The sequence below is a fragment of the Alcaligenes sp. PF14 genome, from assembly GCF_037150615.1.
GTDB lineage: Bacteria > Pseudomonadota > Gammaproteobacteria > Burkholderiales > Burkholderiaceae_B > Alcaligenes > Alcaligenes phenolicus.
Window position 1 is genome coordinate 81,946 of the sequence record NZ_JBAGRS010000002.1, and the last position, 25,339, is coordinate 107,284.

The 25,339-nt window shown below is 57.6% G+C and carries 25 protein-coding genes; 18 read left to right on the forward strand and 7 right to left on the reverse strand.

Annotated elements, in window-relative coordinates; genetic code table 11:
• The gene (gene flhA, locus WFM49_RS04420; RefSeq protein WP_336971943.1) at positions 1 to 2,112 is read left to right on the forward strand and encodes a flagellar biosynthesis protein FlhA; all 2,112 of its coding nucleotides are present in this window, start codon (positions 1 to 3) and stop codon (positions 2,110 to 2,112) included.
• Complete coding sequence (gene flhF / locus WFM49_RS04425) at positions 2,109 to 4,457, forward strand: flagellar biosynthesis protein FlhF (protein WP_336971945.1); 2,349 nt, start codon at positions 2,109 to 2,111, stop codon at positions 4,455 to 4,457. The genes flhA and flhF overlap by 4 nt, the downstream gene beginning before the upstream one ends.
• A 74-nt stretch (positions 4,458 to 4,531) precedes the next feature.
• Here flhF and flgN read toward each other — a convergent pair whose 3' ends face one another.
• The 3 genes from flgN to flgA all read right to left on the reverse strand — a co-directional run bounded on the left by flgN (position 4,532) and on the right by flgA (position 6,077).
• Positions 4,532 to 4,981 (reverse strand): flagellar export chaperone FlgN, encoded by a 450-nt coding sequence (flgN, locus tag WFM49_RS04430; protein ID WP_239055286.1) that lies wholly within the window; start codon positions 4,979 to 4,981, stop codon positions 4,532 to 4,534.
• Between the two features lie 16 nt (positions 4,982 to 4,997).
• Positions 4,998 to 5,288: a flagellar biosynthesis anti-sigma factor FlgM gene (gene flgM / locus WFM49_RS04435; RefSeq protein WP_021446826.1), complete on the reverse strand. Its 291-nt coding sequence runs from the start codon at positions 5,286 to 5,288 to the stop codon at positions 4,998 to 5,000.
• An 84-nt stretch (positions 5,289 to 5,372) separates the two neighbouring features.
• The gene (gene flgA / locus WFM49_RS04440) at positions 5,373 to 6,077 is read right to left on the reverse strand and encodes a flagellar basal body P-ring formation chaperone FlgA (protein WP_021446825.1); all 705 of its coding nucleotides are present in this window, start codon (positions 6,075 to 6,077) and stop codon (positions 5,373 to 5,375) included.
• A 175-nt stretch (positions 6,078 to 6,252) separates the two neighbouring features.
• Here flgA and flgB point away from each other — a divergent pair, with 175 nt between their 5' ends.
• The 16 genes from flgB (at position 6,253) to WFM49_RS04520 (ending at position 23,105) form a co-directional block, all read left to right on the forward strand.
• Positions 6,253 to 6,669 carry a flagellar basal body rod protein FlgB gene (flgB, locus tag WFM49_RS04445; RefSeq protein WP_009458122.1) on the forward strand — a complete coding sequence of 139 codons (417 nt, stop codon included), beginning with the start codon at positions 6,253 to 6,255 and terminating at the stop codon, positions 6,667 to 6,669.
• 12 nt (positions 6,670 to 6,681) lie between these two features.
• Positions 6,682 to 7,086, forward strand: a complete 405-nt coding sequence (gene flgC, locus WFM49_RS04450; RefSeq protein ID WP_336971951.1) for a flagellar basal body rod protein FlgC — start codon at positions 6,682 to 6,684, stop codon at positions 7,084 to 7,086.
• A 22-nt stretch (positions 7,087 to 7,108) separates the two neighbouring features.
• Entirely contained in the window at positions 7,109 to 7,801 is a 693-nt protein-coding gene (locus tag WFM49_RS04455; RefSeq protein WP_009458118.1) for a flagellar hook capping FlgD N-terminal domain-containing protein, read from the forward strand.
• A gap of 54 nt (positions 7,802 to 7,855) precedes the next feature.
• A complete protein-coding gene (locus tag WFM49_RS04460) occupies positions 7,856 to 9,244 on the forward strand; it encodes a flagellar hook protein FlgE (RefSeq protein ID WP_009458116.1) in 1,389 nt (462 codons plus the stop codon).
• Positions 9,245 to 9,252: 8 nt separating this feature from the next.
• Positions 9,253 to 10,002 (forward strand): flagellar basal-body rod protein FlgF, encoded by a 750-nt coding sequence (gene flgF / locus WFM49_RS04465; protein WP_009458114.1) that lies wholly within the window; start codon positions 9,253 to 9,255, stop codon positions 10,000 to 10,002.
• 44 nt (positions 10,003 to 10,046) lie between these two features.
• Complete coding sequence (gene flgG / locus WFM49_RS04470; protein WP_021446824.1) at positions 10,047 to 10,832, forward strand: flagellar basal-body rod protein FlgG; 786 nt, start codon at positions 10,047 to 10,049, stop codon at positions 10,830 to 10,832.
• Positions 10,833 to 10,851: 19 nt separating this feature from the next.
• Positions 10,852 to 11,538 carry a flagellar basal body L-ring protein FlgH gene (locus WFM49_RS04475; protein WP_336971955.1) on the forward strand — a complete coding sequence of 229 codons (687 nt, stop codon included), beginning with the start codon at positions 10,852 to 10,854 and terminating at the stop codon, positions 11,536 to 11,538.
• Positions 11,539 to 11,564: 26 nt separating this feature from the next.
• On the forward strand, positions 11,565 to 12,695 hold the full coding sequence (locus tag WFM49_RS04480) for a flagellar basal body P-ring protein FlgI (RefSeq protein WP_009458108.1): 1,131 nt from the start codon (positions 11,565 to 11,567) through the stop codon (positions 12,693 to 12,695).
• Positions 12,695 to 13,660, forward strand: a complete 966-nt coding sequence (flgJ, locus tag WFM49_RS04485; protein ID WP_009458106.1) for a flagellar assembly peptidoglycan hydrolase FlgJ — start codon at positions 12,695 to 12,697, stop codon at positions 13,658 to 13,660. Before WFM49_RS04480 ends, flgJ begins: the two co-directional genes overlap by 1 nt.
• 105 nt (positions 13,661 to 13,765) lie before the next feature.
• A complete protein-coding gene (flgK, locus tag WFM49_RS04490) occupies positions 13,766 to 15,481 on the forward strand; it encodes a flagellar hook-associated protein FlgK (protein ID WP_009458104.1) in 1,716 nt (571 codons plus the stop codon).
• Positions 15,482 to 15,516: 35 nt separating this feature from the next.
• Positions 15,517 to 16,731 carry a flagellar hook-associated protein FlgL gene (flgL, locus tag WFM49_RS04495; RefSeq protein ID WP_336971959.1) on the forward strand — a complete coding sequence of 405 codons (1,215 nt, stop codon included), beginning with the start codon at positions 15,517 to 15,519 and terminating at the stop codon, positions 16,729 to 16,731.
• A gap of 68 nt (positions 16,732 to 16,799) precedes the next feature.
• Complete coding sequence (locus WFM49_RS04500) at positions 16,800 to 18,224, forward strand: methyl-accepting chemotaxis protein (protein ID WP_324576468.1); 1,425 nt, start codon at positions 16,800 to 16,802, stop codon at positions 18,222 to 18,224.
• The gene (locus WFM49_RS04505) at positions 18,224 to 18,661 is read left to right on the forward strand and encodes a hypothetical protein (protein WP_035269056.1); all 438 of its coding nucleotides are present in this window, start codon (positions 18,224 to 18,226) and stop codon (positions 18,659 to 18,661) included. The genes WFM49_RS04500 and WFM49_RS04505 overlap by 1 nt, the downstream gene beginning before the upstream one ends.
• Before the next feature lie 21 nt (positions 18,662 to 18,682).
• Positions 18,683 to 20,389 carry a methyl-accepting chemotaxis protein gene (locus tag WFM49_RS04510; RefSeq protein ID WP_009458096.1) on the forward strand — a complete coding sequence of 569 codons (1,707 nt, stop codon included), beginning with the start codon at positions 18,683 to 18,685 and terminating at the stop codon, positions 20,387 to 20,389.
• Between the two features lie 119 nt (positions 20,390 to 20,508).
• On the forward strand, positions 20,509 to 22,419 hold the full coding sequence (locus WFM49_RS04515; RefSeq protein ID WP_083053883.1) for a DUF294 nucleotidyltransferase-like domain-containing protein: 1,911 nt from the start codon (positions 20,509 to 20,511) through the stop codon (positions 22,417 to 22,419).
• Positions 22,416 to 23,105 (forward strand): 3'-5' exonuclease, encoded by a 690-nt coding sequence (locus WFM49_RS04520; protein ID WP_336971965.1) that lies wholly within the window; start codon positions 22,416 to 22,418, stop codon positions 23,103 to 23,105. The genes WFM49_RS04515 and WFM49_RS04520 overlap by 4 nt, the downstream gene beginning before the upstream one ends.
• Here the strand turns inward: WFM49_RS04520 and fliR are convergent.
• From fliR to fliO, 4 genes are all read right to left on the reverse strand, one after another.
• Complete coding sequence (fliR, locus tag WFM49_RS04525) at positions 23,102 to 23,887, reverse strand: flagellar biosynthetic protein FliR (RefSeq protein WP_247965761.1); 786 nt, start codon at positions 23,885 to 23,887, stop codon at positions 23,102 to 23,104. The genes WFM49_RS04520 and fliR overlap by 4 nt on opposite strands.
• Positions 23,888 to 23,982: 95 nt before the next feature.
• A complete protein-coding gene (gene fliQ, locus WFM49_RS04530) occupies positions 23,983 to 24,252 on the reverse strand; it encodes a flagellar biosynthesis protein FliQ (protein WP_003804652.1) in 270 nt (89 codons plus the stop codon).
• Between the two features lie 9 nt (positions 24,253 to 24,261).
• Entirely contained in the window at positions 24,262 to 25,029 is a 768-nt protein-coding gene (gene fliP, locus WFM49_RS04535) for a flagellar type III secretion system pore protein FliP (protein WP_035269878.1), read from the reverse strand.
• Positions 25,030 to 25,036: 7 nt separating this feature from the next.
• Complete coding sequence (gene fliO / locus WFM49_RS04540; protein WP_235484243.1) at positions 25,037 to 25,339, reverse strand: flagellar biosynthetic protein FliO; 303 nt, start codon at positions 25,337 to 25,339, stop codon at positions 25,037 to 25,039.

Consider the following 25,339-nt stretch of genomic DNA (forward strand, 5'->3'; position numbering starts at 1 on the left):
ATGAACAATTTTTTTGCCTTACTGAAACAAAACGGTGGTCAACACGCCCGGCTTTTAGCCGGTCCGGTGCTGATCCTCATGGTCATGGCCATGATGATTCTGCCCTTGCCACCGTTTCTGCTGGACCTGCTGTTTACCTTTAACATCGCCCTGGCCGTCATGATCCTGCTGGTGGCCATGTTCACCAAAAAGCCGCTGGATTTTGCCGCTTTCCCGGCAGTGCTGTTGTTTGCCACCCTATTGCGCCTTTCTCTGAACGTGGCCTCGACGCGAGTGGTACTGATGAACGGCCACAAAGGTCCGGATGCTGCCGGTCAGGTGATTGAAGCTTTTGGCCACTTTCTGGTGGGCGGTAACTTTGCCGTTGGTCTGATCGTGTTCGTGATTCTGGTCATCATCAACTTTGTGGTGATTACCAAGGGTGCTGGCCGTATTGCGGAAGTGGGGGCACGCTTTACCCTGGACGCCTTGCCGGGCAAGCAGATGGCCATTGATGCCGACTTGAACGCTGGCCTGATTGGCGAAGACGATGCCCGTCGTCGCCGTACCGAGGTTTCGCAGGAAGCCGAGTTTTACGGCTCCATGGACGGTGCCAGCAAGTTCGTGCGCGGGGACGCGGTGGCGGGCTTGCTGATCATGGTCATCAACGTGATTGGCGGTCTGATTATTGGTGTCCTGCAGCATGACTTGTCTTTTTCGGAAGCCGGTCGCGTTTACACCTTGCTGACCATTGGTGACGGCCTGGTCGCCCAGATTCCAGCCCTGATCATTTCTACTGCCGCCGGTGTGGTGGTGTCGCGAGTGGCGACGGATGAAGACGTGGGCCAGCAAATGGTCAGCCAGCTTTTCCGCAATCCCATGGTGCTGTACATCACCGCCGGTATTCTGGGTTTGATGGGTTTGATTCCCGGCATGCCCAATCTGGTGTTCCTGCTGCTGGCCGCGATATTGGGTGCTGGAGCCTGGATGATGCAAAAGCATCAGCTCGAACAGCAGCAGCAAGCCAGCGAACCCAATGATGAAGTCCTGGCCGCAGCCGATTCTGCCGCCAGTGAAGCCAGCTGGAATGATGTGTCCATGGTGGACCCGCTGGGTCTGGAAGTGGGTTATCGCCTGATCTCTTTGGTGGACCATGCGCAAAACGGCGAGCTGCTGCATCGTATCCGCAGCTTGCGTAAAAAGTTCGCACAGGAAGTGGGCTTTTTGCCGCCTGTGGTTCATATTCGGGACAATCTGGAGCTCAAGCCCAACGACTATCGCATCCTGTTGGCTGGGGTGGAAATTGGCCGGGGTACCGCCACGCCAGGGCAGTGGCTGGCCATTGATCCCGGGGGCGTCACCATGAAGCTGCCCGGCACACCTACCACGGACCCGGCCTTTGGCCTGCCCGCCGTGTGGGTGGATGTCAGCATGCGCGAGCAGGCCCAGATCGCGGGCTACACCGTGGTGGATGCCAGCACGGTGATTGCCACGCATATCAATCACTTGCTGCATCGCCACGGGGCCGATTTGCTGGGCCGTCAGGAAGTGCAGCAATTGCTGGATCACGTGGGCCGCGAAGCGCCCAAGCTGGTCGAAGATTTTGTACCGCAAACCTTGTCCCTCAGCCTCTTGCTCAAGGCCTTGCGTGGTCTGTTGGCTGAAGATGTGCCGATTCGCGATATGCGTAGCATTGTGGAAACGCTGGCTGAACACGCACCGCGCATTCTGGCTCCCGGCGCGGTTCAGCCCGGCCAGGAGGCTGGCGAATTGCTTGCGGTTCTGCGCGTGGCCTTGGGACGCGCTATTGTGCAGCAGTGGTTCCCTGGCGAGGGCGAATTGCGTGTGATTGGTCTGGATGCCCGTCTGGAGCGGGTCATGACGCAGGCGCTGACCAGCAGTGGTGCGCTGGAACCAGGTCTGGCCGAGTCGGTACTGACCGATGCCATGCGTGCGGCCCAGTTCCAGGAGGAACATGGGGATCCGCCCGTGCTGGTTGTGCCGCCTGTTTTGCGGGCCACCTTGTCGCGTTTCTTGCGTCACCACATCCCACAACTGGGTGTCTTGTCCAACGCTGAAATCCCTGAAGAACGCATCCTTCGGGTCACCACCATTATTGGTCAGTCTGAATGAATATAAGTCGCTTTTTTGGTAGTACCAGCCGGGAAGCCATGCGTCAGGTGCGCATCGCTTTGGGCCCCGATGCCTTGATTGTGTCCAACCGTCGCGTGAATGGCGGGGTGGAGATTCTGGCTACCGACTCCAGCTCGGTACCGGGGGGCGCCACCGAACGTGCGCCCATGCCCAGCAGTGCGCCGCATCAAGCCGCGGGGATACGTCAGCAGGAAATGGCCCCGCCGCCCGCTGCCGACAATGTGATGGGTGCGATTGGGGCATTGCGTGGTGCCCTGGAAGGCCGCATGGATGATCTGGTCTGGAGTCACCAGATGCGGCGCTCGCCTGTAGCGGTGAATCTATTTCAGAGTCTTTTATCGCAAGGCTTCAGTACTGCCTTGTTGCGTGCCATGCTCAAGCGCCTGCCTGAAGAGCTGGGCGCGCGGGCGGCCTTGCAATGGGTGCGGACCGAGCTGGAAACCCATTTGCCGGTGCTGCGTTCCGAGGACTCCTTGTGGCAGCCCGGCTTGGCCTTGGCTCTAGTGGGCCCCACGGGTGTGGGCAAGACCACCACGCTGGCCAAACTGGCTGCGCGTGCCGTGCGTCGTTTTGGTCCCGATAAGGTCGTTCTGCTGACGACTGACACCTATCGGATCGGTGCGCACGAGCAACTGAAAATTTATGGCGACCTGATGCGGGTAGCCGTGCATATCGTTCAGGACGTGGCGCAACTGCGTAGCGTGATGCTGGGTGTGCGGCCCGATCAGGTGATCCTGATCGACAATATGGGCATCAGCCAGCGCGACCGTTATGTGCGAGAACAAGCTGCATTGCTGGCCAGTGCCGGACGCCGGGTGCAACGCTTGCTGGTCCTGAACGCCGCCAGCCAGGGCGATACCTTGGATGAGGTCGCCCGCAGCTACACGCAAGATGGTGGCACACCGCTAAGCGGTTGCATCATCTCCAAAGTGGACGAGGCGATCAAGCTGGGTGGCCCGCTGGATACGGCCATTCGCTTCAAGCTGCCTATTCATTACGTGTCCAACGGCCAGAAAGTGCCCGAGGATTTGCGTTTCATGAGTGCCGCCGAACTGGTCGATTCTGCCTTGCAGGTGCGCGGGAACCAGCGTCCCTTGTACGCGCCCAGTTCCGGTGATCTGGCGGCCTTGCTGGAAAGCGGTGGCCAGTCCGCCCAGGAGCAACAGGCTGAAGAAGAACGCCGTGCGCGTGTCTTGCCGCGTCTGTTGTCGGCTGCCTCTGCGGGTGGCCCTATCGCCCTGGAGCAGGCCCGTCGTGCAGCCGCCGACCTGGACGAGCGTCTGGCCTGCGCGGAAGCCTACGATTTCTGGCGCGATCTGCATGCGCAAAATGCCCCTGTTCAGGACGGGGCGGCGGCACAGCGTGCCGAAGGCCTGATGCGTGCCGCGTGTCAGGAAGTCAGTGAGGGCAATGTGTCCCGCTTGCTGGTGATCCATGCCGATCATCAGCTTGCCGGTAGCCAGGAGCAATGCTCGTTCAGTTTCCTGTTCAGTCCTAAGGGCCAGGCCTTGAGCGTGCCGTATTATCAACGCCAAACGCCCTCCCAATGGTCGGATGTACGAGGCGTGCGCAGCATGGAACGGCCGGGCCCGACACAGGCACTGAACCAGGCCATGCAGGTCTTGAATGCCCAGGCCCAACCGGTAAACTTGCTGCATATTTTTGAAGGTGGTTCGCCCACCATGTGGCGTCAATGGGCTGATATGGAAGCCGACTGGCTGGCCCTGATTCCGGGTGCGACTTCCTTGTGGCACAAGGACGGCAAGACCACGCCTAATGCCCTTGGCAAACAGTTGGCCTTTCACGCGATTCCTGATCTGGCAGCACGATTGCATCTGGAAACGTTGGGCCGCGCCAAGCAGGGTGAAATCGCCCTGTGGTACGCCGTCGAGCCGGTGCAGTTGCGACAACGCAATGCCGAGCCTGTGCATCTGGACCTGATCATCCTGCGCACCGTGCGTCGTCACGACGGCAAAGTGTTGAAAACCCGTTTTGCCTTGGTGCACCAACGCGCAGGCTCCGAGGCTATCGCCCCGGCCAGTCTGGCCTGCTACATGATGCTGCGTAGCGAAGTGCAGGAAATGGCGCGCTTGCTAAGCACTGTGCGTGGCATTTTGCCTACCAGCAATTCCGAGTTTGAAGAAGAACTCAACTTGCTGGCCTCCGCCCAATTGACGCTGGCCGCCTGGGATTTGCTGCAGGCACCGGACAATCTGGGTGTGCGACAACTTAGCGCACGCTTGCTGGGCAAACCGGGGCTGAAGTCCAGCCACGCGGTTGATGCGCTGGTAAAGATGCTGGTGTTGAAGGAAGCGATGAGCTAAATTCAGCAAGATTGAAAAAGCCTGCCGTGTGGCAGGCTTTTTTATGTCTGTCAGAGCGCAGCTTTGGCTTGGCTCTAAGCCTTCAAGCTCAAGGAAGACTGCGTATTCCGTGTTTTGCCGGACGCGTCGTAAAAGGTATTGCGACCCGTGAAGGCTTCCAGGGCGTCCAGGTTTTGCTGGGTGTCGACCAAAAAGGTATCCACCAAAATGCGGTTGTTGTCGCTGGCGTTGCGCACCTTCTCGCTCAGCTCGATCAACTGTTCTAGTTCTTCTTCCAGTTCGTCTTCTTCAGCCGCGTAGCGCAGGCCCTGGAGGTTGTTTTCCAGTTCACGTGCTTGCAGGAGCTGGGCGCGAGCCTGGTCCTGTTGCTCGATACGTTCAACCAGCTGATATTTGCGCAGGGTGATCTGGGCCAGTTCTTGTGGCTCGAAGCTGCGCAGCAGCAGGGTGTTTTCTTCTGCCAGTAGCTGCTCGAAGTCCAGCAGGGTTTGGCGTTGATCGGCAAGACAGGTTTGCAAAGACATGGCCGTTTCAGGTGAGTTACTTGAGAAGATCGCGCACAGAGGCAATCAGGGAGTCGGCGATCCGACTGGTGTCAATTTTGAGCTCGCCGGCTGCAATGGCCTTGCGCAAGGCCTCGACTTTTTTCATGTCGACATCGGCACTGCTGTCTTGCAGGGAATTGAGCTGGCGGGCTGCAGCGCTGAAGTCCACTTCGTTGGTGCTGCTGCTGTTGTTGTACGCGTGGCGCGCACGAGGGGATGCCGTGCTGCGCTCTGCGGCAGACGTTTCAGCAAGGGGTGTCTTGAGGGGGGAGGGGCTGATCTTCACGTGTTTCTCCGTGCGGCCTGTTCTTTGCGTTGATCTTGTAACGGCGCTCTGGACGCAAACTTTAGCATGCTCATCCGATTTAGTTTAGAGAACGACCTGAACCGTGGATGCATCCAGTACCGTGGCTGAAATCACTTGCCCCGAACTGGCCTTGATCTGAATCTGGGTGCCTGGTGAGCCGCTTTGCAGCGCCTGGCCCTCGCCGGTCGCTACAAAACCCATACCGCGCGCAATGGTGCGCACCATCTGGCCGCGTGTTACCGACTGCGGGTCGCGTAGAGCCGAAGCCCGTATCGCATTGCCCAAAGGAATACGCTGGCTGGCGACATACCCGATGATCTGGTTGGGATCAATGACCACGCCATTGGCCAGAGCCAGCAAATCCCCCTCGCGCTCAAGCAGATCGTCCTGATTGATGGTCTCGCCCGGATTGATGCGGCGGTTGGTGACGTAATAGTGTCCCTGAATAGACAAGGTGGCGCTGATGGAGGTGCTCCAGCTTTGTGGGCTCAGGCAGCGCACGCCAATACTCATGCGCGATCGCAGGCGTTGACCGCTGGGCAGAAATATCTGGTTCTGGGTGCAGGCAGGCATGGCGTTCAGGCGCGCGCTGTCCAGGGTGATCGTGGCGATACCGGGATACATTTGCGCCAGCTTGAGCAGATAGTCCTGCGCCTGGTCCTGCATGGCTTGCACGCTCAGCGCCTGAACGCTCTCTTGAGCGCGCACGTTCGCTGTTGCACCCAGAGCGAACAGGCATACGCAGATCAGGAGTCTATATAAGGTCATGACTGAATTTTACGGACTCAGTCGCCAGGTCAAGAGCTGAACTGGCCGATAAATTGCGTTTTGTTCCCTGATTTGTGAAGCAGTGCCTCTGGCTACCATTCTGTTATAGCGGTGAAAAGGCGTGCGCGCGTTCACCTGGATCTCAAACTTGAACACAGAATATTGGCTTGACTCCATGATTGATCGCATCGGTGAGCACCTGAAGTTTTACCAGACGGCCCTGGCTGTGCGCCAGGAGCGCCAGGAGGTGCTGGCCTCCAATATTGCCAATGCCGACACGCCTAACTACAAGGCCAGGGATATGGACTTTACGGCCACCTTGAAGGCCGCTTTAGGGGGGCAGGGCCAGATGGCATTGCCCAATACCAGTTTGTCCTTGACCTCGGCCCGTCATATTCCCGCCCAGGCAACCCGTCCGCCCAGCACGGACGAGTTGCTCTATCGCGTTCCTGTACAACCTTCTCTGGACGGCAACACGGTCGAGATGGATGTGGAGCGCATGCAATTTGCCGATAACACCTTGCACTATCAAAGCACGATCAACCTGGCTTCCCAGCGCTTGAAAGGCTTGATGGCGGCCTTGCAACAGTAATAGCGAGTCTTCATGTCCAGTTTCAGTATTTTCCAGATTGCCGGTTCTGCTCTGACGGCACAATCGCAGCGCTTGAACGTGTCGGCCAGCAACCTGGCTAACGCCGATAGTGTGGTCGGACCCGATGGCCAGCCCTACAAGGCCCGCCAAGTGGTGTTTCAAATGACTCCTCAGGGCAACAGCCCCGTGGGTGGCGTACAAGTGGTGGGCGTGCAGGAAAGTGATGCGCCTGGCCGTTTGCAATATGACCCCGACAATCCCTACGCTGACGAACAAGGCTATGTGACTCTGCCCAATGTGGATGTGGTGGCCGAGACCGTCAATATGCTGGCCGCGTCGCGCTCTTATCAGGCCAATGTGGAAGTGGTGAACACCTCCAAGAACCTGATGTTGCGCACCTTGACCATTGGCCAGTAAGCCGGTTTACGGAAGATAGAACATGAGCACAGTCAATAACGATCGCACCGCCCTGGACCCCACCGCAGGGGCCATGGCTGGTGTGGATGCCCGCAACAAAAGCGCCATGGCGGAAACGGAAGACCGCTTTCTGACCATGCTGATTACGCAGCTGCGTAATCAGGATCCGCTCAACCCCATGGATAACGCCCAGGTCACGACCCAGATGGCGCAAATGTCCACGGTGGCGGGGATTCAGCAATTGAATAACACCCTGCTGGCTGTGGCCGGGCAAATGGACGTCAGCCAGTCTATGCAGGCCGCCAATCTGATCGGCAAGCAAGTGCTGGTGCCGGGCTCGAAAGTGTCTCTGGGGACCAGCCAGGATGGCGAAAAAGTGGCCATGCCCTACGGCATTGATCTGGTCAGCGGAGCGACTTCGACCGTGGTTCAGATCAAGGACAGCAGCGGCAAAGTGGTTCGTGAATACGATCTGGGCGCCAAAGACGCGGGCGTGTACTCGCTGGAGTGGGACGGCCTGGATAACGATGGTTCACCGCTGGCCGACGGTTCGTACACCGTCAGCGTATTGGCCAGTAATGACGGCACGGCCGTCACAGCCAGCCCATTGACGCATGGCAAGGTCGATAGCGTGGCTTACACCTCCAGCGGTTTGATGCTGGACCTTGGCCTGGCGGGTTCGTTCTCCCTGCTGGATATACGCAAAATCATGTAAGCGCCGCTTGCCCCAACAGCGGGCTGGGCCAACACGACATTAAAAGGAAAGTTCATGAGCTTCGGACAAGGATTGAGTGGCTTGAACGCCGCCTCCCAAAATCTGGATTCTATTGGTAATAACATCGCCAACTCGGGCACGGTGGGCTACAAGGCCTCGACCGTGCAGTTTGCGGACGTGTATGCCAACTCGCGCATCGGTCTGGGTGTGCAGGTATCGCGGGTCAGCCAGCGTTTCTCGGTAGGTAACGTCAGCAACTCGGGTAACCAGTTCGACATGGCGATTGACGGTGCAAACGGTTTGTTCCGCCTGGAGCAAAGTAACGGCGCTGTCCTGTTCTCGCGCAATGGCCAGTTCTATCCGGACAAGGCGGGCTATCTGGTTAATGCCCAAGGTCATTACCTGACCGGTTACGGCCCAGGTGGTAGCCAGCTGGAGCGCTTGCAAGTGCCTTCGGCCAACGTGCCTCCCAAAGCCACGACCGCCCTGGATTTCAAGCCCAACCTGCCCGGCGGTGCCGAAGCAATTCCAACGACAAAGACGCAGCAAAAAGTTGATGCCAACGGTGATCTGGTATTCAAGCCCAAACTGGATGCCAACGGTAATCCTGAAATGACTCCCAAGCTGGACGGTAATGGTGATCCCGTTCTGGATGGCAGCGGTAACCCCGTCATGGAACCCGTGATGGAACCAGACATGGAAACCGTTGCGGTCAATGTGTTTGATCCCAAAGACCCCACCACTTACAGCAACGCATTCAGCTACTCTGTCTACGATTCGCTGGGTAACAGCCACGAGGTTTCCCAATACTTCGTCAAGCGCCCCGCCAATGCGGCCGGTGAGAGTGTGTGGGACGTGTATTACATGGAAGGCAGCACGCCCTTGTCGCCTGCCAGCGCGACCTTGACCTTTAACGGTGCAGGCGTGATGACCAGCCCCAATCCGGCTACCGTCAATCTGACCCTGGCCAATCCGGGCGGCAATGCGTCGCCAGCGGATGATCTGGTGTTTGATGTGCGTTACACCGGCACCACCCAGTTCGGTGGGGAGTTTGCCAAGGGCAAGCCTTACCAGGATGGTTACGCCACGGGTGAGTACGCTGGCATGAGCATCGACAAGGACGGCACCATGATTGCCTCCTACACCAACGGTGTAACGCAGCGTCTGGGTTCCCTTGTTCTGGCTGACTTCAGCAACCTGCAAGGTCTGAGCCCTGTAGGCGGTAACGCCTGGGCTGAAACCGGCGCATCGGGCCAGCCTATCCTGGGTCGTCCCGGCGAGAACGGCTTGGCCACGATCAAGGGTCAGGCGGTGGAAGATTCCAACGTGGATATGGGTCAGGAACTGGTCAATATGATTATTGCCCAGCGTACCTACCAGGCGAATGCCCAGACCATCAAGACGCAGGATCAGGTTCTGCAAACCCTGGTCAACCTGCGTTAAGAGCTGTCATGGATCGCCTGATTTACACCGCCATGAATGGCGCCCAGCGCACGCTGGAGCAACAAGACGTCATTACCAACAACCTGGCCAACGTGAACACGTCCGGTTTTCGCCAGCAGTTGGCGTATTACCGTTCCGTGCCCGTCACAAGCGATGTGGGTTCGCAAACCCGCGTAGGCACGGCCACAGTGACGCCTGGCAGCCGTTTTCAACCTGGCGCCATGGCCGAGACCGGCAATGCGCTGGATGTGGCCATTGCGGGCGAGGGCTGGTTTGCCGTCCGTGCGCTGGATGGTCAGGAAGCCTATACGCGGGCAGGCGATCTGGTGGTCAATGCCCAGAACCAGCTGGTGACACAAGGTGGCTTGCCCGTGCTCAGCGCCGATGGGCAGGTCATTGAAATCCCGGATCGCGGATCGATCACGTTCTCCAGCGACGGTCAGTTGACCGCGCTGGGTGCGGGTGACAACCCACGCGATATCCAGGTGATGGGTCAATTGAAGATGGTTAATCCCCCTTCTGCTGATTTGTTGCGGGGGCAGGATGGTTTGTTTCGCATGAGCAATGGGGCGCCGGCCCCGGCTGATCCGTCGGTACGCATGGTTTCGGGCTTTATCGAGAAAAGCAATGTGAACCCGGCTGAAGCGATGGTGGCCATGATTGCCAATGCGCGCCGCTTTGAAACCCAGATGAAGGTCATCCAGGACGCCAGCGCACGCGAAGATCGGGCCAACTCCCTACTTTCTTTTAATGGCTAAGCCGCGCTGATTGCGCAGGCGTTAGCTGCAAGGATTACACACACATGATTCGCTCTCTGTGGATTGCCAAGACCGGTCTGGAAGCCCAGCAGACCAATATGGACGTTATCTCCAATAACTTGGCCAACGTGAATACCACCGGCTTCAAACGTACCCGTGCGGTGTTTGAGGACTTGATGTACCAAACCATTCGTCAGCCTGGCGCTCAAGTCGGTGCTGCCAACCAGTTGCCTACCGGCTTGCAGGTTGGCACCGGTGTGCGCACCGTAGCCACCGAGCGTATTCATACCCAAGGTGACATGAAGCACACGGGCCACAATATGGATATCGCGATTCAGGGTAGCGGTTTCCTGCAGGTGGAAATGCCGGACGGCACGTTTGCCTATACACGTGACGGTAGCTTGCAGCGTGACCAGAATGGTCAGTTGGTGACTGCTGGCGGTTATCCCATTCAGCCCCCCATCAATATCCCTGATAACGCGCTGGAACTGACGATTGGCCGTGATGGCACCGTGTCGGTCACTCAGCCTGGTGCAGCCGGTACGAGTGTGGAAGTGGGCCAATTGCAATTGAGCACCTTCGTGAATCCGGCCGGTCTGCAAAGTATGGGCGAGAACTTGTACATCGAAACCGATGCCTCGGGTGCCGCCAACTTCCTGCAACCTGGCATGGACGGTGCTGGTCTGGTCATGCACAAGTACAACGAAACCTCCAACGTCAATGTGGCCGAGGAACTGGTCAATATGATCAGCACCCAGCGTGCCTACGAAATCAACAGCAAGGCCGTTTCCACGGCTGACCAGATGCTGGCTCGCCTGACACAGCTGTAAATCTAAAGAGATCGTGACAATGTTCCAAGCTCTGATGAGCCGTCTTACCTTGTGTGCGCTTGTAGCCCTGTCCGGTTGTGCGCTGGTGCCCCCTGAAGATGTGGTAACCGGCCCCCTGACGGCGGCCCCGCCACCGGCGGTGCCTGCCGCCGTGGTGGCCAATGGCTCTATCTACCAGCCCTCGGCTTACGGTAACTATCCGCTGTTTGAAGACAGACGACCACGTAATGTGGGCGACATTGTCACGATCATGATCCAGGAGCGGACCAACGCGGCCAAGAATGTCTCGACCAATACGGATCGGACCGGAAGCGGTGGTCTGGACTTTACCGGCGTTCCAGCTTTCCTGCCTAACGAAGTGGGTAGCAAGCAGAACTTTGAAGTCAGTGGCTCGAACAAGGCCCAGGGCAAAGGTTCCAGCCGTGCCGACAATACCTTTAGCGGCACCTTGACGACGACCGTGGTCGGCGTTTTGCCTAACGGCAATTTGCAGGTGGCCGGTGAGAAGCAGATCGCCATTAACCGTGGCAGCGAGCACATCCGCTTTTCTGGTGTGGTGGACCCACGCTCCATTACTGGCAGCAATACGGTGTCCTCCACCCAGGTGGCCGATGCCCGTATCGAGTTTCGTAGCAAAGGGGTGATGGACGAAGTCCAGACCATGGGTTGGCTACAGCGTTTTTTCCTGAATATTTCTCCGTTCTGAGCCTTTTGCTTGCTATGGCGTTTTCCATGAGTCGTACTCGTTTTTCTTCTTGTCGCCATGTGCTGCAGGCAGCCATGCTGGCGGCGGGCCTGTTGCTGGCTCCGGTCAGTCAGGCCGAGCGTATCAAGGATCTGGCATCCATTCAGGGCGTGCGAGACAACCCGCTGATCGGCTACGGTCTGGTCGTAGGTCTGGATGGCAGCGGTGACCAGGTGCGTCAGGCTCCTTTCACCCAGCAAAGCTTGACCAATATGCTGTCCCAGTTGGGGGTGACCATTCCCCAGGGCAGCAATATGCAGCTCAAGAACGTGGCGGCTGTCATGGTGACGGCCCGTCTGCCAGCTTTTGCCCGTCCTGGTCAGGCCGTGGATGTGGTCGTGTCCTCCATGGGTAATGCCAAGAGTTTGCGTGGCGGGACCTTGTTGATGACGCCCTTGAAAGGTGCGAACGGTCAGGTCTATGCCATTGCCCAAGGCAACTTGCTGGTGGGTGGGGCAGGCGCCGAAGCAGGTGGTTCCAGCGTACAGGTCAACCAGCTCAATGGCGGCACCATTCCAGGCGGCGCAACGGTCGAGCAAAGCGTACCCACGACTTACGCTCGGGATGGCGTGATCAATCTGGAAATGAATTCCTCGGATTTCGGTACAGCCCAGAACGTGGTGGCGGCCTTGAACAAGCAGTTCGGCCCTTCAACTGCAACAGCGCTGGATGGTCGCTTGATTCAGGTGCGCGGTCCCTTGGATCCCCAGGCTCAAACCGCCTTTATTTCGCATGTTGAAAACCTGCAAGTGAATCTGCCACCGGCACGTGCCCGCGTGGTGATCAATGCTCGTACGGGTTCGGTGGTCATGAACCGCACGGTCACGATTGATGAAGCCGCCATTGCCTACGGCAATCTGTCCGTGGTCATCAGCCGTCAACCGCAGGTCAGCCAGCCGGATACTCCTTTTGGTGGTGGTCAGACCGTAGTGGCTGACAGCACCCAGATTGAAATGCGCAGTGACAGCGGCTCCCTGCAACGCGTGAAGACCAGTGCCAATCTGGCCGATGTGGTGCGCGCTTTGAACGCTTTGGGTGCCACCCCTCAAGACTTGTTGTCCATCTTGCAGAACCTGAAAAGCGCGGGCGCTTTGCGGGCCGATTTGGAGATCATCTAATGACGGTGCAGTACTTCCCACGTCCGGGCACGGGAACGCAGGTTTCGATTTTTGACCCGCAGCAACTGGCCCAACTGCGTCGGCAAGCCGGGCAGGACGGTCAGAATCAGGCCACTCAGCTGCAAGTGGCGCGTCAGTTCGAGTCCCTGTTCATTCAAAATATTTTGAAGCAGGCACGGGCAGCCAATCCCGAAGGCGGCCTGTTTGATACGCAGTCGGTGCGCATGGCACAAAGTCTGGGTGATGAGCAACTGGCCATGCAGCTGGCTGACCCCGGCATTGGTTTGGCCAAAGCCTTGCAGGCCCAGATGAGCGGGCAGAACAGCGAGCCATTTGGTGTCGCGTCCCATGATCCGGAAGCGGCCTCTTCGCGTCGGGCGGATTTGCGTTCGCGCATGCCTAATGACCGTTCCATTGATGCAGCATCGATTGCCGAGCTGATCGACAAGCTCAGCAATAACAATACGGTGCAGCGCGTGTACTCCGCGATTCAGGGCGCGCCCAATCATATTCGTCAGTTTGTGGACCGCATGAACACGGCCGCCAAAGTGGCTGCCGAGGACAGTGGCGTCCCGGCCCAACTGATCTTGAGCCAGGCGGCGCTGGAGTCGGGCTGGGGCAAGCGTGAAATCATGCACGCAGATGGCTCTACCAGTCATAACCTGTTTGGTATCAAGGCCACACCGTCCTGGAAAGGTAAAACGGTAGAGGTCATGACGACGGAATATCAGAACGGCGTGGCGCGCAAAATGACGCAGACCTTCCGTGCTTATGACTCCTATGCCGAGTCGTTTGCGGACTACGCGCGCCTGATCGGTAATAACAAACGCTATGAAAGTGTAAAACAAGCGGCTTCGCCTCAAGAAGCGGCGCAACGCATTCAGGAAGCGGGCTACGCCACTGACCCCTCCTACGCCAAAAAGCTGATCTCCATCATGGCCTACTTTGATGGCGGCAAGTCTTAATTATTGATACAGGTCTAAATATTGCACCAAGGTGGTCGTTAAAAAGCAGCATGTTCATTTTTCGCCTTGGACACTACGGGCCGGGCAGGACAGAAAGGATTTGATATGAATCTCGCCAACCTTGGTATTACCGGCTTGTTTGCCGCTCAAAAGCGCATGCAGGTGACGGGCCACAATATTAATAATATCGATACCGCTGGCTATAACCGCCAATCGGTCCTGGTTGAGACGGCTGGCTCGGTAGGAAGCGGCAATGGCTATTACGGCCGTGGCGTGCAGGTGGTTACCGTTCAGCGCTCCTACGACAACTTTCTGTATCAGCAGTTGGTGCGCTCGCAAACTACCGGTGCGGCTCTGGTTAGCTACGGTACGGAAATTGCCCAGCTGGACAATCTGTTCTCGGACCGCACGGTCGGCGTCAGCCCCGCCTTGCAAAACTTTTTCAATGGTCTGGAAGCCGTGGCATCGCAACCTGCGGATCCTTCGGCTCGCCAGGAACTGCTGGGCCGTGCAGAAAGCCTGGCTACCCAGATTCGTGACGCGACATCCTACATGAACCGCGTCAACGAGAACATCAATACCCAGGTCGGTACCACCGTTACCCAGATCAACAGCTATCTGGAACGGATTGATAACGTCAACAAACAGATCGTTGCTGCCAAAGGCACCACGCCCGGTCACGAACCCAATGACTTGCTGGACCAGCGCGAACAGCTGGTGTCCGAGCTGGGGCAGCTGATTGATGTGCGTACCGTCGAGCAGGATGGACGGATGAGCATCACCACCGCTGGCGGCCAGATGCTGCTGGGTGGCGAAAGTATTTACCCCTTGCACGCCGTGCGTTCGGCTGAAAACCCCGAGCGTATGGTGGTCGGCTTTACCTCCGCACTGAATGTGGACGGCAAGATGGTGGTGTCCGAGTTCCGCGAGGGCACCATTAAAGGCGGCACCTTGGGGGGCTTGTTGCAGTTCCGTCAGGAAAGCCTGGAGCCGGCTATCAATGCGCTGGGGCGCTTGGCTGTGGGTCTGGCTCACACGGTGAACGATATTCACCGTCAAGGTGTGGACCTGAAGGGTGAGGCGGGCAAAGACATGTTCAGCGTCAGCGGCCCGAAAGTGATTGCCAATGGCAATAACCCGGTCAGCAGCGGTGTGCCTGGTGTGTCTTTCTACAAAGACCCTGTTGATCCGGCTGATCCCAGCAAGGGCTACACCCAGCCAGTCGACAAGCTGACGGGCGACAACTACCGCATCGAGCGCGTGGATGGTCGTTTCCAGCTGCGTAACTTGAGCAGCAACGACGTTACCCCCTTGAACGGTCCGGACAAGAACGGTGGCATTACCCGGGTGGATGGTCTGGAAATTGATGTCTCCGGCTTGAAGACCCAATCTCAGGATGGCGACTCCTGGTTGCTGCAGCCCACCGTCAATGCAGGCAGCAGCTTGCAGGTGGAGATCAAGCGTCCACAGGATATTGCTGCAGCTGATAAAGATACCGGTTCGGCTAACGGTGCCATCGCCCAGAAACTGGCGGACTTGCGCAATAGCAAGGTGCTGGCCGACGGCTCCTTGAGCCTGAACGATTCTTTTGGTCAGATCGTGAACCGTATTGCGGTGCAAACGCAGCAAAACGGCACGGCGGCCAAAGCCCAGTTAAAGCTGATCGAGCAAAACTATGCCGCTCAGCAAACCTTGTCCGGCGTGAACAAGGACGAGGAATACATCATGCTCCAGCGTTATCAGGAGCAGTATCAGGCCGCTGCCCGTCTGATTGACGTCAGCTCCCAGATGTTTGACACCCTTTTAGGCCTGCGTAGTTGAGTACGGCTCTTTAGTCTTGAAATTGGAACCTTGCTATGCGTATCAGTTCTTCTCTTTTCTTTCAGACGGGCCTGACTTCGATCAACAAGCAGCAGTCCGATCTGATGCGGGTTTTTCAGCAAATGGGTTCGCAAAAGCGCATGATCACCCCATCGGATGATCCGCTGGCCTCGGCCCAGACCATTAATCTGGCCCAGTCCCAGGCCATGGACAAGCGTTACGGTGAAAACCGTGAAGTGGCCATGCGTGCTTTGGGTGAAGAAGAAAACATTTTGAATGCTGTGAACCTGCAGTTGCAGGGGGTACAGACTCGGTTGGTGGAAGCGTCTACCGGCACATTGTCTGATGCTGATCGTAGTACATTGGCAACCGTCATTGAAAGTGCTTTGGACACTTTGTTTGGCTTAGCCAATACCAAGGATGGCTCGGGGCAGTACCTTTTTTCCGGTTCCCAGGGGAGTACCCAAGCTTTTGAGCGTTCGGGTAATACCTTCATCTACGCAGGGGATAGTAGTAGCCGTCAGATTCAGGTTGAACAAACCCGTCAACTGGATTCGTCGGATCATGGCAATACGGTATTTGAGCGTGCCAATCCGGGTTCAACCGCATATTTTACTCAGGCTAACGGCAATAATGGCACCGCAGTGGTGAGTGGTCCCAATGGCAATTCATCCTTACCTGGGGCGCACGCCAACTATCAGATTCGTTTTACGTCAGAAACGGAATATCGAATTGAAGCGGACGGCGTGTCTGTTGAAGGGGTGCTTGATGAGAATAAAAGTCAGCGCATCAGTCTGCCAGGTGGGGTCAGCTTCCAGATCGAAGGCAAACCTGCTGCGGGTGATAGCTTCACGATCAGTGCGGTGGACAGCACCAGTTCAAGTGACATGAATATGTTCAACACTCTGCAATCGGTGGTTGAAGCCTTGCGCAAACCTGTCAGCGGAGACCCAGCTGCTCAAGCCGAGTTCCGCAACGCGATGAACTCGGCCATGCAACGTATCGGGGAAAACTTCGATAACGTGCAGACCGTGATTTCCTCGGTGGGTACGCGCATGAACGAAATTGATGCCTTGAGCGCCAACGGCGCGGCTCGTGCTTTGAACTACACCAATGAACTCTCGCGTCTGGAGGATCTGAATATTTTTCAGGCTTCCACCGATCTGGAGTTGCGCAAGGCCGCGCTGGAAATGTCGGCCATGGCGTTCCAGACGATTCAGAGCATGAGCTTGTTCAATATGAATCGCTAAGCCTGCGTTCCTTTTTTGGGTGGTTTTTCCTTAAACCGGCAGTCAAGCACCACGTGCGGGAATCTTCTATGCTTTTTAAGAATTTGAGTCTAAAGGTCGGCATGACCTTTTGTATTGCTGCTCTGATGGCATTGACAGTGGCCATGGCAGGTTGGGCGCTGTATTACTTTCATGGCCTGCTGGCCCTGGGTTCGGGCGACAAAGTCTTGCGCACCCTGCAAGAGCAGCAGAGCACGTTCAATATCGTCCTGACCGTTGTGCTGGTGCTGGCCGTGCTGCTGGGCCTGGCCGCGATCAGCTACTTCTTCCGCCGTGTGGTGCGTCCCTTGGGCGACTTTGCTGCGTACTTTGATGCAATTGCCAAAGGCGATCTGACTCAACGTATTCGCGTGCTGACCGCCAATGAAATCGGTGATCTGTTCGAGTCGCTGGGTCGCATGCAGGAATCCCTGGTCAAGACCACCACGACGGTACGTCTGGGCCTGGAAGAGATCCATGCCGGTGCGCAGGAAATTGCCCAGGGCAATACCAATATCAGCAGCCGTACCGAAGAGCAGGCCGCTTCCTTGCAGCAGACCGCTGCCAGCATGGAGCAGTTGGCCGGCACTGTTCGTCAGAACGCGGACAACGCCCAGCAAGCCAACCAGTTGGCCGCCACTGCATCGGATGTGGCTCATCGTGGTGGTAGTGCCGTCAATGAAGTGGTTGCAACCATGCAAGGCATTTCGGCCAGCTCCAACAAGATTTCCGACATTGTGGGCGTGATCGACAGCATTGCGTTCCAGACCAATATTCTGGCTCTGAACGCGGCTGTGGAAGCCGCTCGCGCAGGGGAACAGGGCAAGGGTTTTGCGGTGGTGGCCGCTGAGGTGCGAGCCCTGGCTCAGCGCAGTGCCCAGGCCGCGCGTGAAATTACCGCCTTGATCGAAGACTCGGTGCGCAAAGTGACGGAAGGTTCCTCGCAAGTGGAACGTGCCGGCGCCACCATGCAGGAAATTGTGGATTCCGTGCGTCGCGTGACCGACATCATGGGTGAGATTACCGCTGCCACGATTGAACAGTCCTCCGGGATTGATCAGGTGAATCGCGCAGTCTCGCAAATGGATGAAACAACGCAGTACAACGCCCGTCTGGTGGAGCAGGCCGCTCTGGCATCCTCTGGCCTGAGCGAGCAGGTGACCAAGGTCAACCAGGCCATCGCTTTCTTCCGTTCGCCCGGTACGGAAGTCATTGACGTCAGCGCGCGCCGTGTGGCCAACCGCCGCAGTGTGGCCGCTGCCTCCTCTGAAACAGAACACCGTCGCAGCCCCGCCTTGAACGGCAGTGCCGCGACCACCAAAGCGAGCCCCGCCACCAAAGGCTTGTCGGCGCCTGCCAAGGCTGCACCGGCCGCCAAGGCTACCGCTGCCCAGGATGATAGCCAGCGCCTGCTGCGCCCGGACCTGAGCAAAAGCAGCAGCGCTGCTTCGGATGATGATTGGGAGGAGTTTTAATGTCTCGCACCCGACTGAGTACCTGGGTCGGGCTGGGACGTAAGACGCTGATAGGCTTGTGCTTGCTTACCCTGGCTGCGTGTGCCACCCAGGGTTCCTCCTTCAAGGCCTCGGGGTTGAATGATCTGATCCTGGGCCAAAGTACTCGTGCCGATGCCGAGCTGTCCTTGCAAGGTCGTCCTCATCAGGTCTACCGACAGCTCGATGGCAGTGAAATGGCCGTGTGGTTCCAGGGCACAACCCTGGCAACGGATGCGGTCTATTTTCGACAGGAACTGTGGCTTCAATTTGATGCCCAGGGGCGTTTCCAGCAAGTGGTCAAACGCAGTCATATTCCTTCCATGTATCGCGAGCAAGCGCGTAGTACCACGACAGGCTCGGTCACGATTGAGCACCCTGGCACGGACATGATCACCATCTTGCCGGTCAGCCACTAGAGTTTTCTTTGGATTTAGCAAATGCTGGGTATTGAAAGCAGTCTTCCGTCCGCGTCCCGCGCTTCTAAACGTCGTTCCTCAAAATCATTTCGCCCCAGTCTGAAGTCTGCTTCGGGCCTGAAGATCAGCACCATGCTGATGATCTGCATGGGCTTGTTCATGGTCCTGATTGTGGCCGTGGGCGGCCTGGCGGCTTACTACCTGCAGCAAAGCGGCGATGCGCTGCGTACCATCAATCGTCAGGCAGATCGTTCCGCACAGGTTCTGCAGCTCAATAACAATATGATGGAAGCGCGCCTTAGCTTGATGAGCGCAGCGCGCTTTTATCAGGAAGCTGGCATCGATAACGACGCCAATATGCTGCAAAGTGCAGACAATCTGGTGATTATGGCCAACCAGAAGCTGGATGAGGTACGCAAGGCCTTTGCAGATATCCGTGCCAATATGCCTACCGAACCGGAGCTGCGCCGACTGGCCATGGGTTTGGTGGCTTCCTATCAGGCGTATCTGGACGATGGTATCGAGCCTATGGTTCAGGCCCTGGAGACACGCGACTACAGCACTTTTTACTTCGTCAGCGAAGGTTTTGGTGTGCTGCGTGCGGCCACTTTCCAGTTCCGTATTGAAGAGTTGAGCAAGTTCTACAACGATCAGACGGATCTGTTGCTGGAGCAAGCTCAATTGCAAACCCGTGTTGCCAATAGCGCGATTGGTTTGGGCTTGCTGATTGGCTTGGCCATTATTGTGGCGCTGCGCCTGGTGCTGGGCCGTACCGCTTTGGCTCCCCTGCGTGAAGCCGGTGTGCATTTTGACCATATTGCCAATGGCGATCTGACCAAGAAGATTACCTATCGTTCGGCCAATGAAGTCGGTGTTTTGTATGATGCCATGCGCCGCATGCAGCAAAGCTTGCAAGGCATTGTGCTGACCGTTCGCCAAGGTGTGGACGAAATTGCTTCGGGTTCCTCGCAGATTTTTGCAGGCAATACTGACTTGAGTTCCCGTACCGAACAACAAGCCGCCGCCTTGCAGGAAACGGCGGCCAGTCTGGAAGAATTGGCCAGCACGGTGCGTCAGAACGCAGACAATGCTCATCAGGCAGACCAGCTGGCTCATAACGCCGCCAAGGTTGCTCGCCAGGGTGGGGAGTCGGTCGGTGCCGTGGTCAATACCATGAACCAGATTTCTGCGCGTTCCGGCCAAGTGGCAGACATCGTTAACGTGATTGACGGTATTGCTTTCCAAACCAATATTCTGGCTTTGAACGCCGCCGTGGAAGCCGCCCGTGCCGGTGAGCAGGGCAAGGGCTTTGCGGTGGTAGCGGGCGAAGTACGCAGCCTGGCGCAGCGCAGCGCGCAAGCGGCCAAGGAAATCAAGGGCCTGATTGAAGCCTCGCAAAATGAAGTCCAGACCGGCACACAGCAAGTGGCTAGCGCGGGCGACATTATTCAGGAAGTGGTGCGCGCGGTAAATAGCGTGACCACCTTGATGAGCGAGATTTCCTCGGCCTCTCAAGAGCAAACGGCGGGTATCGAGCAGATCAATACTGCCGTGGCACAAATGGATGCTGTGGTGCAGCAAAATGCCTCGCTGGTGGAAGAGGCGGCTGCGGCAGCAGGCTCTTTGCAGTCTCAATCCGAGACCCTGGCCGAGGCGGTTTCCCAATTCAAGGTCCAGGAAGGCGATGTCATCGATATGGCCGAGCGCGACTACGATCGTTTGCGTTAAGCGCTTTGAGGGGAAAAAAAGGCGCATGCCTATAGTTGAAATCCCCTAGAAAAACAGGGTCCGCGAGGGCCATGCTGCATGGCACAATAATTCTTTGCCTATAGCCAGCAGAGACGCCCATGTCCTTCGCGATTCCCGGTGAATCCGTGGCCAAGACGGCGGTGCGCCAAAAGGCGCCCGGCATCTTGGCCTGGTTGATTGCTTACCCGCCTTTCGATCAGATGCAGGCGCAGCACTGCGATTACCTGATCGAGCATAGCGAGCTACGGTTTTTTTCAGCCGGACAGGTGCTGTTGGAAGAAGGCGCGCGTGTTGATCAGCTCTATCTTGTTCGCCAAGGTCAGATCTCCAGCCAGGAACACGGTGAAACTCACGAGTATGTGGAAGGGGATCTTCTGCCCGTGCGTGAACTGGTCTCGGGTCAGGCTCTGGACAGTGATTACCTGGTGCAGGAAGACTGCTTTACCTTGTGCGTGGCTGGTGAAGCCGTTGCCCATCTGCTGACCATCAGCGAGCCTTTTCGGGATTACTGCTTGCGTGGTGCCAGCAGCCTGCTGGCCTCGGTCTGGCGCAGTGCCCAGAAAAGTGCCAGCGCCGACCTGGGTGCCAGCTACACGCTGGACATGAGTCTGCAAGCCCTGACAGAACGCGGTTTGCTCAGCTGTTTGCCGGATTGTCCGGTCGAGCAGGCGGTCAAGGACATGCACGAGCGTCAGGTCAGCAGCATGGTGGTGGTCAATCCGGACCAGCATTTGCTGGGCATCTTCACCTTGCGAGACTTGCGCCGTTTGGTAGCCGGTGGTCAATACGATCCGACCCAGGCCATGTCTCAAGTCATGACACCGGACCCGGTCTGGCTGGCCCCACAATCCTCGGCCTTTGATGCGGCTTTGCTGATGGTAGAGCATCAGATTGGCCATATCTGTCTGGTTCAAGACCATAAAGTCGTGGGCATGGTGTCCGAGCGCGATGTGTTCTCCTTGCAGCGCGTGGATCTGGTGCATTTGTCGCGTGCCTTGCGCTGTGCCCAGGACGTGTCCGTGCTGGTACGTCTGCAGTCCGATATTGGTCGGCTGGTGGACGCCATGCTGGCTCACGGTGCGCGTTCTGAACAGCTGACTGCGGTGATTACGCGTTTGAATGATCACACGGTTCAGCGCACGATTGAACTGAGCTTGCCCGGCTCCGGGCTGGATGGCATCGAGTTCTGCTGGCTGGCTTTTGGTAGTCAGGCCCGTGGCGAGCAAACCCGTCATACCGATCAGGACAATGGCATTTTGTTTGCCGCCCATTCGCCCGAACAGGCCCAAGCCCATCGCGCCTTGCTCCTGCCTTTTGCGCGTCGGGTGAATGAGGCTCTGGACCGCTGCGGGATGGCCTGGTGCACTGGCAATATCATGGCCAGCAATCCTGACCTCTGCCTGTCTGAAGCCGAATGGCTGCATCGTTTCCAGATCATGATTGAACGGCCTGCGCCCGAGCAATTGCTGGAGTCCACGATTTACTTTGACTGCCGCGCCATCTGGGGCCAGAGCAGTATGCTGCAACGCATGCAGCGCCGGGTACTGGGCATGGTGAACGATAACCCTGTGTTCCAGCGCATGCTGGCTCAAAGTACCTGTCAGACCCGTATTCCCAGCGGTAAAAAGCGTAGTCGTCTGGAAGCGCTGATGGGGCAGGGCGATGACAAGCTGGACATCAAGAAACAGGCCTTGGCGCCGATGGTGGATGTGCTGCGGGTGCTGGCCCTGGCGCATGGTTGCGAACTGGCCTCGTCCATGGACAGGCTGGCCGTGCTGACTCAGCGCGGTGTCTTCACAGACGAGGAGTCAGAGGGCCTGCGCGAGGCCTACCGCTATTTGCAATTGCTGCGCTTGCAACATCATCAAACCCAGTTGCAGCAGGGGCAGGAGCCCAACAATCTGGTGCGTTTAAGTACGTTAGGTGCACTGGATGCACGTGTCTTGCGTGAAGCCTTGTCGCAAGTGCGCCGTGCCCAACGTATTCTGGCTTTCCGGTATCGCTTATGAAACTGCTTTCCTGGCTTCCTTGGCGTAAATCCTCTTTTGCCGCACGCAGTCCCTCCTTGTCCTGGAGCGGGGTGGACGAACTGGCTTTGGACGAAGCGGCCTTTACTGTGCTGGATCTGGAAACCAGTGGTCTGGAGCCCAAGCGCCACCATATCGTTCAGATGGGTGCGGTCCGCTTGGAAAATGGTTCGATTGCCCTGGGCAATATCTGGTCCGGTCTGGTTCGCACTCAGGGCGAGCGCAGCCCTGATAGCTTATTGATTCATGAGATCAGCCCGCAACAACAGGAAGAAGGCGAGCCACTACCCCAGCTGATGCGGGACTTTGCCCGCTATTCCGAAAATACGGTATGGGTCGCCTGGGATGCCGACTTTGATCTGGCGTTTCTGGACCGTGCCTGGCCGAAGGCGGGCCTGGAGCAGGCCCGGCCTTTGGCTCTGGATTTGGCTGAACTGGCTGCGTGTATATTGTCCGACTGGCGTGGTCGTCGTCTGGGCCTGGACGATTGCCTGAAATATTGTGGCCTGCCGGTAAGTGACCGCCATGATGCTTTGGGAGACGCCCTGGTCAGTGCACAGTTGATGCAATTACTGATTGGGCGCGCCAAGCAAAAAGGCATCCTGACCATAGGCCAGGCTCGGCGCTTGATGCAATCGCACAAGCAGCGGCAGGCGCACGCGTTTTAAGAGCCTGCCAGCCCCAGCGCGACCCGCATCATGGCTTCGTAGCCGGAGTTGAATAGCTGGGTCAGGAAGGGCGTAGTCTGAGGAATGACCACGGTCAGCAAGGTCAGGCCGATTGTCAGCGTAATAGGGAAACCCACGGCAAAAATCGTCAATTGCTGGGCGGTACGGTTCAAGATCCCAAAGGCCAGGTTAATGGTCAACAGCACGATAATCAGTGGCAGGGCCAGCAACATGCCTGACACCCACAATTCGCTGCTCCAATCGAGCAAGGCACCCCAGCCATTGATGTTCAGGTCCGCGCCGATGGGCAGCACATGGAAGGTGCGCACCAGCACACCCAGCAAGAGCAGGTGGCCGTTCAGGGCCAGAAAGGTCAGCACCGCAATCACGTTCAACAGCCGCGACAGCACGGCGGTATTCGCGCCGGTAGCGGGGTCAAAGAATGAGGCAAAAGACAGGCCCATTTGCAGGCCGATAAACTCGCCCGCTGTCTGTACCGCTGCAAACACGATGCGCATGGTCAGACCCAGCGCGACACCGATGAACACTTGCTGCGCGGCAATCAACAGGGCCTCGTAAGAGGCTGTGGGCAGATCGGGTAGAGGCGGTAGCGAGGGCGCGACAATCAGGGTCAGGATAAAGCCCAGGCCTATTTTGGCCCGCTTGGGGATGGCGGATTCGCTAAAAAAGGGAACGGTAGCCAGGGTGGCCAGAATACGGATGAAGGGCCACAGAAAGGCGTTGAGCCAGGTATAGAGCTGGGCGGAGTTCAGGTCGAGCACGGCACGCCTAGGGCCTGTTCAGTGGGCAAGGCATGGCACTTTGCCCGTCACGGATTTGCGTACTCACGGAAGGCTCCTTGTCGCGCTGGTCGGTCTTAGTTGACCAGCCCGGGAATGCCACGTAACAGGCCCTGCATGTAGTCGACCATATTGTTGATCAACCAGGGGCCCAGCAGCACCACCGTAATGCCCATGGCCAGCAGCTTGGGGATGAAAGACAGCGTCATCTCGTTGATCTGGGTGGCTGCCTGGAAAATACTGATGCCCAGACCTACCACCAGCACCACGATCAACATGGGACCGGCCATGGACAGGGCCAGTTTCAGGGCGGTATAGGTCATGGACATGACGGTTTCGGGAGTCATCACAGTCCTTTATTGGTAGAAGCTGCGGGCCAGGGAACCCAGCAGCAGATGCCAGCCATCGGCCAGCACAAACAGCATGAGCTTGAAGGGCAGCGAGATGGTCACGGGTGGGACCATCATCATCCCCAGGGACATCAGGACGCTGGCAATCACCAGGTCAATGATCAGAAAGGGGATAAAAATCGTAAAGCCGATCTGGAAGGCGGTTTTCAGCTCGCTGGTTACAAAAGCCGGCACCAGTACGCGCAAGGGGACATCTTCCGGGGATTCCAGTTCTGCCACGCCCGCCATATCGCCAAACAGCTTCAAGTCCGCTTCGCGGGTCTGGTGCAGCATGAAGGTTTTCAGGGGCTGGGCGCCTTGCTCCAGTGCAGTTTCAAAGCTGATCTTGTTTTCTGACAAGGGCTTGTAGGCGTCCTGATACACCTGATCAAACACCGGTGACATCACAAAGAAAGTCAGAAACAGGGCCAGGCCCACCAGCACGGTGTTGGGCGGCGCTGTACCGGTACCCATGGCATTGCGCAGCAGCCCCAGCACGATGATGACGCGGGTAAAGCCGGTCATCATCAGCAAGGCCGCTGGCAGGAAGGACATCATGGTCAGCATGGCCAGCGTCTGGATGCTGAGTGACCAGGTTTGCGAGCCGTTCGGGCCTGCTGTGCTGGTAATGGCCGGAACAGCCTGGGCCCAGGCCTCGGAAGGCAGGAGCAGGCTGATCAGGGCCAGAAGCAGCATCAGGCCGATGCGCTGGGCGGGAGAGAGGAGTGCGGTCATGATGCGGTCAGCGGGGCGCACGGTGCTGGTCCAGATGGGCCTGGAAGTCCGGCTCGGAGCTAGCGGGCGTTGTGGTGTGCAGCAGGCTGATCTGCTGAGGGGTGATGCCAATCAGAATTTCGCGGTCATCAATCTGGACCAAGGCCACGCTGCTGCGCGGCCCCAGGCGTTGATTGTCCAGAATCTTGATGCGTTGCTGGTTTTTGTTTTTCAGCAGCCCGCCTCGACGGGCAACCCAGGCTGCCGCCAGAATCAGGCCTACAACCAGCAGCAGGCTGAGCATGATTCTGACGAGCTGGGCTTGTTCCAT

What these genes read in the sequence shown, in the direction of transcription:
- flhA (WP_336971943.1), top strand. Translation starts at nt 1, where the DNA reads ATGAACAATTTTTTTGCCTTACTGAAACAAAACGGTGGTCAACACGCC.
- flhF (WP_336971945.1), top strand. Translation starts at nt 2,109, where the DNA reads ATGAATATAAGTCGCTTTTTTGGTAGTACCAGCCGGGAAGCCATGCGT.
- flgN (WP_239055286.1), bottom strand. Translation starts at nt 4,981, where the DNA reads ATGTCTTTGCAAACCTGTCTTGCCGATCAACGCCAAACCCTGCTGGAC.
- flgA (WP_021446825.1), bottom strand. Translation starts at nt 6,077, where the DNA reads ATGACCTTATATAGACTCCTGATCTGCGTATGCCTGTTCGCTCTGGGT.
- flgB (WP_009458122.1), top strand. Translation starts at nt 6,253, where the DNA reads ATGATTGATCGCATCGGTGAGCACCTGAAGTTTTACCAGACGGCCCTG.
- flgC (WP_336971951.1), top strand. Translation starts at nt 6,682, where the DNA reads ATGTCCAGTTTCAGTATTTTCCAGATTGCCGGTTCTGCTCTGACGGCA.
- WFM49_RS04455 (WP_009458118.1), top strand. Translation starts at nt 7,109, where the DNA reads ATGAGCACAGTCAATAACGATCGCACCGCCCTGGACCCCACCGCAGGG.
- WFM49_RS04460 (WP_009458116.1), top strand. Translation starts at nt 7,856, where the DNA reads ATGAGCTTCGGACAAGGATTGAGTGGCTTGAACGCCGCCTCCCAAAAT.
- flgF (WP_009458114.1), top strand. Translation starts at nt 9,253, where the DNA reads ATGGATCGCCTGATTTACACCGCCATGAATGGCGCCCAGCGCACGCTG.
- flgG (WP_021446824.1), top strand. Translation starts at nt 10,047, where the DNA reads ATGATTCGCTCTCTGTGGATTGCCAAGACCGGTCTGGAAGCCCAGCAG.
- WFM49_RS04475 (WP_336971955.1), top strand. Translation starts at nt 10,852, where the DNA reads ATGTTCCAAGCTCTGATGAGCCGTCTTACCTTGTGTGCGCTTGTAGCC.
- WFM49_RS04480 (WP_009458108.1), top strand. Translation starts at nt 11,565, where the DNA reads ATGAGTCGTACTCGTTTTTCTTCTTGTCGCCATGTGCTGCAGGCAGCC.
- flgJ (WP_009458106.1), top strand. Translation starts at nt 12,695, where the DNA reads ATGACGGTGCAGTACTTCCCACGTCCGGGCACGGGAACGCAGGTTTCG.
- flgK (WP_009458104.1), top strand. Translation starts at nt 13,766, where the DNA reads ATGAATCTCGCCAACCTTGGTATTACCGGCTTGTTTGCCGCTCAAAAG.
- flgL (WP_336971959.1), top strand. Translation starts at nt 15,517, where the DNA reads ATGCGTATCAGTTCTTCTCTTTTCTTTCAGACGGGCCTGACTTCGATC.
- WFM49_RS04500 (WP_324576468.1), top strand. Translation starts at nt 16,800, where the DNA reads ATGCTTTTTAAGAATTTGAGTCTAAAGGTCGGCATGACCTTTTGTATT.
- WFM49_RS04505 (WP_035269056.1), top strand. Translation starts at nt 18,224, where the DNA reads ATGTCTCGCACCCGACTGAGTACCTGGGTCGGGCTGGGACGTAAGACG.
- WFM49_RS04510 (WP_009458096.1), top strand. Translation starts at nt 18,683, where the DNA reads ATGCTGGGTATTGAAAGCAGTCTTCCGTCCGCGTCCCGCGCTTCTAAA.
- WFM49_RS04515 (WP_083053883.1), top strand. Translation starts at nt 20,509, where the DNA reads ATGTCCTTCGCGATTCCCGGTGAATCCGTGGCCAAGACGGCGGTGCGC.
- WFM49_RS04520 (WP_336971965.1), top strand. Translation starts at nt 22,416, where the DNA reads ATGAAACTGCTTTCCTGGCTTCCTTGGCGTAAATCCTCTTTTGCCGCA.
- fliQ (WP_003804652.1), bottom strand. Translation starts at nt 24,252, where the DNA reads ATGACTCCCGAAACCGTCATGTCCATGACCTATACCGCCCTGAAACTG.
- fliP (WP_035269878.1), bottom strand. Translation starts at nt 25,029, where the DNA reads ATGACCGCACTCCTCTCTCCCGCCCAGCGCATCGGCCTGATGCTGCTT.
- fliO (WP_235484243.1), bottom strand. Translation starts at nt 25,339, where the DNA reads ATGGAACAAGCCCAGCTCGTCAGAATCATGCTCAGCCTGCTGCTGGTT.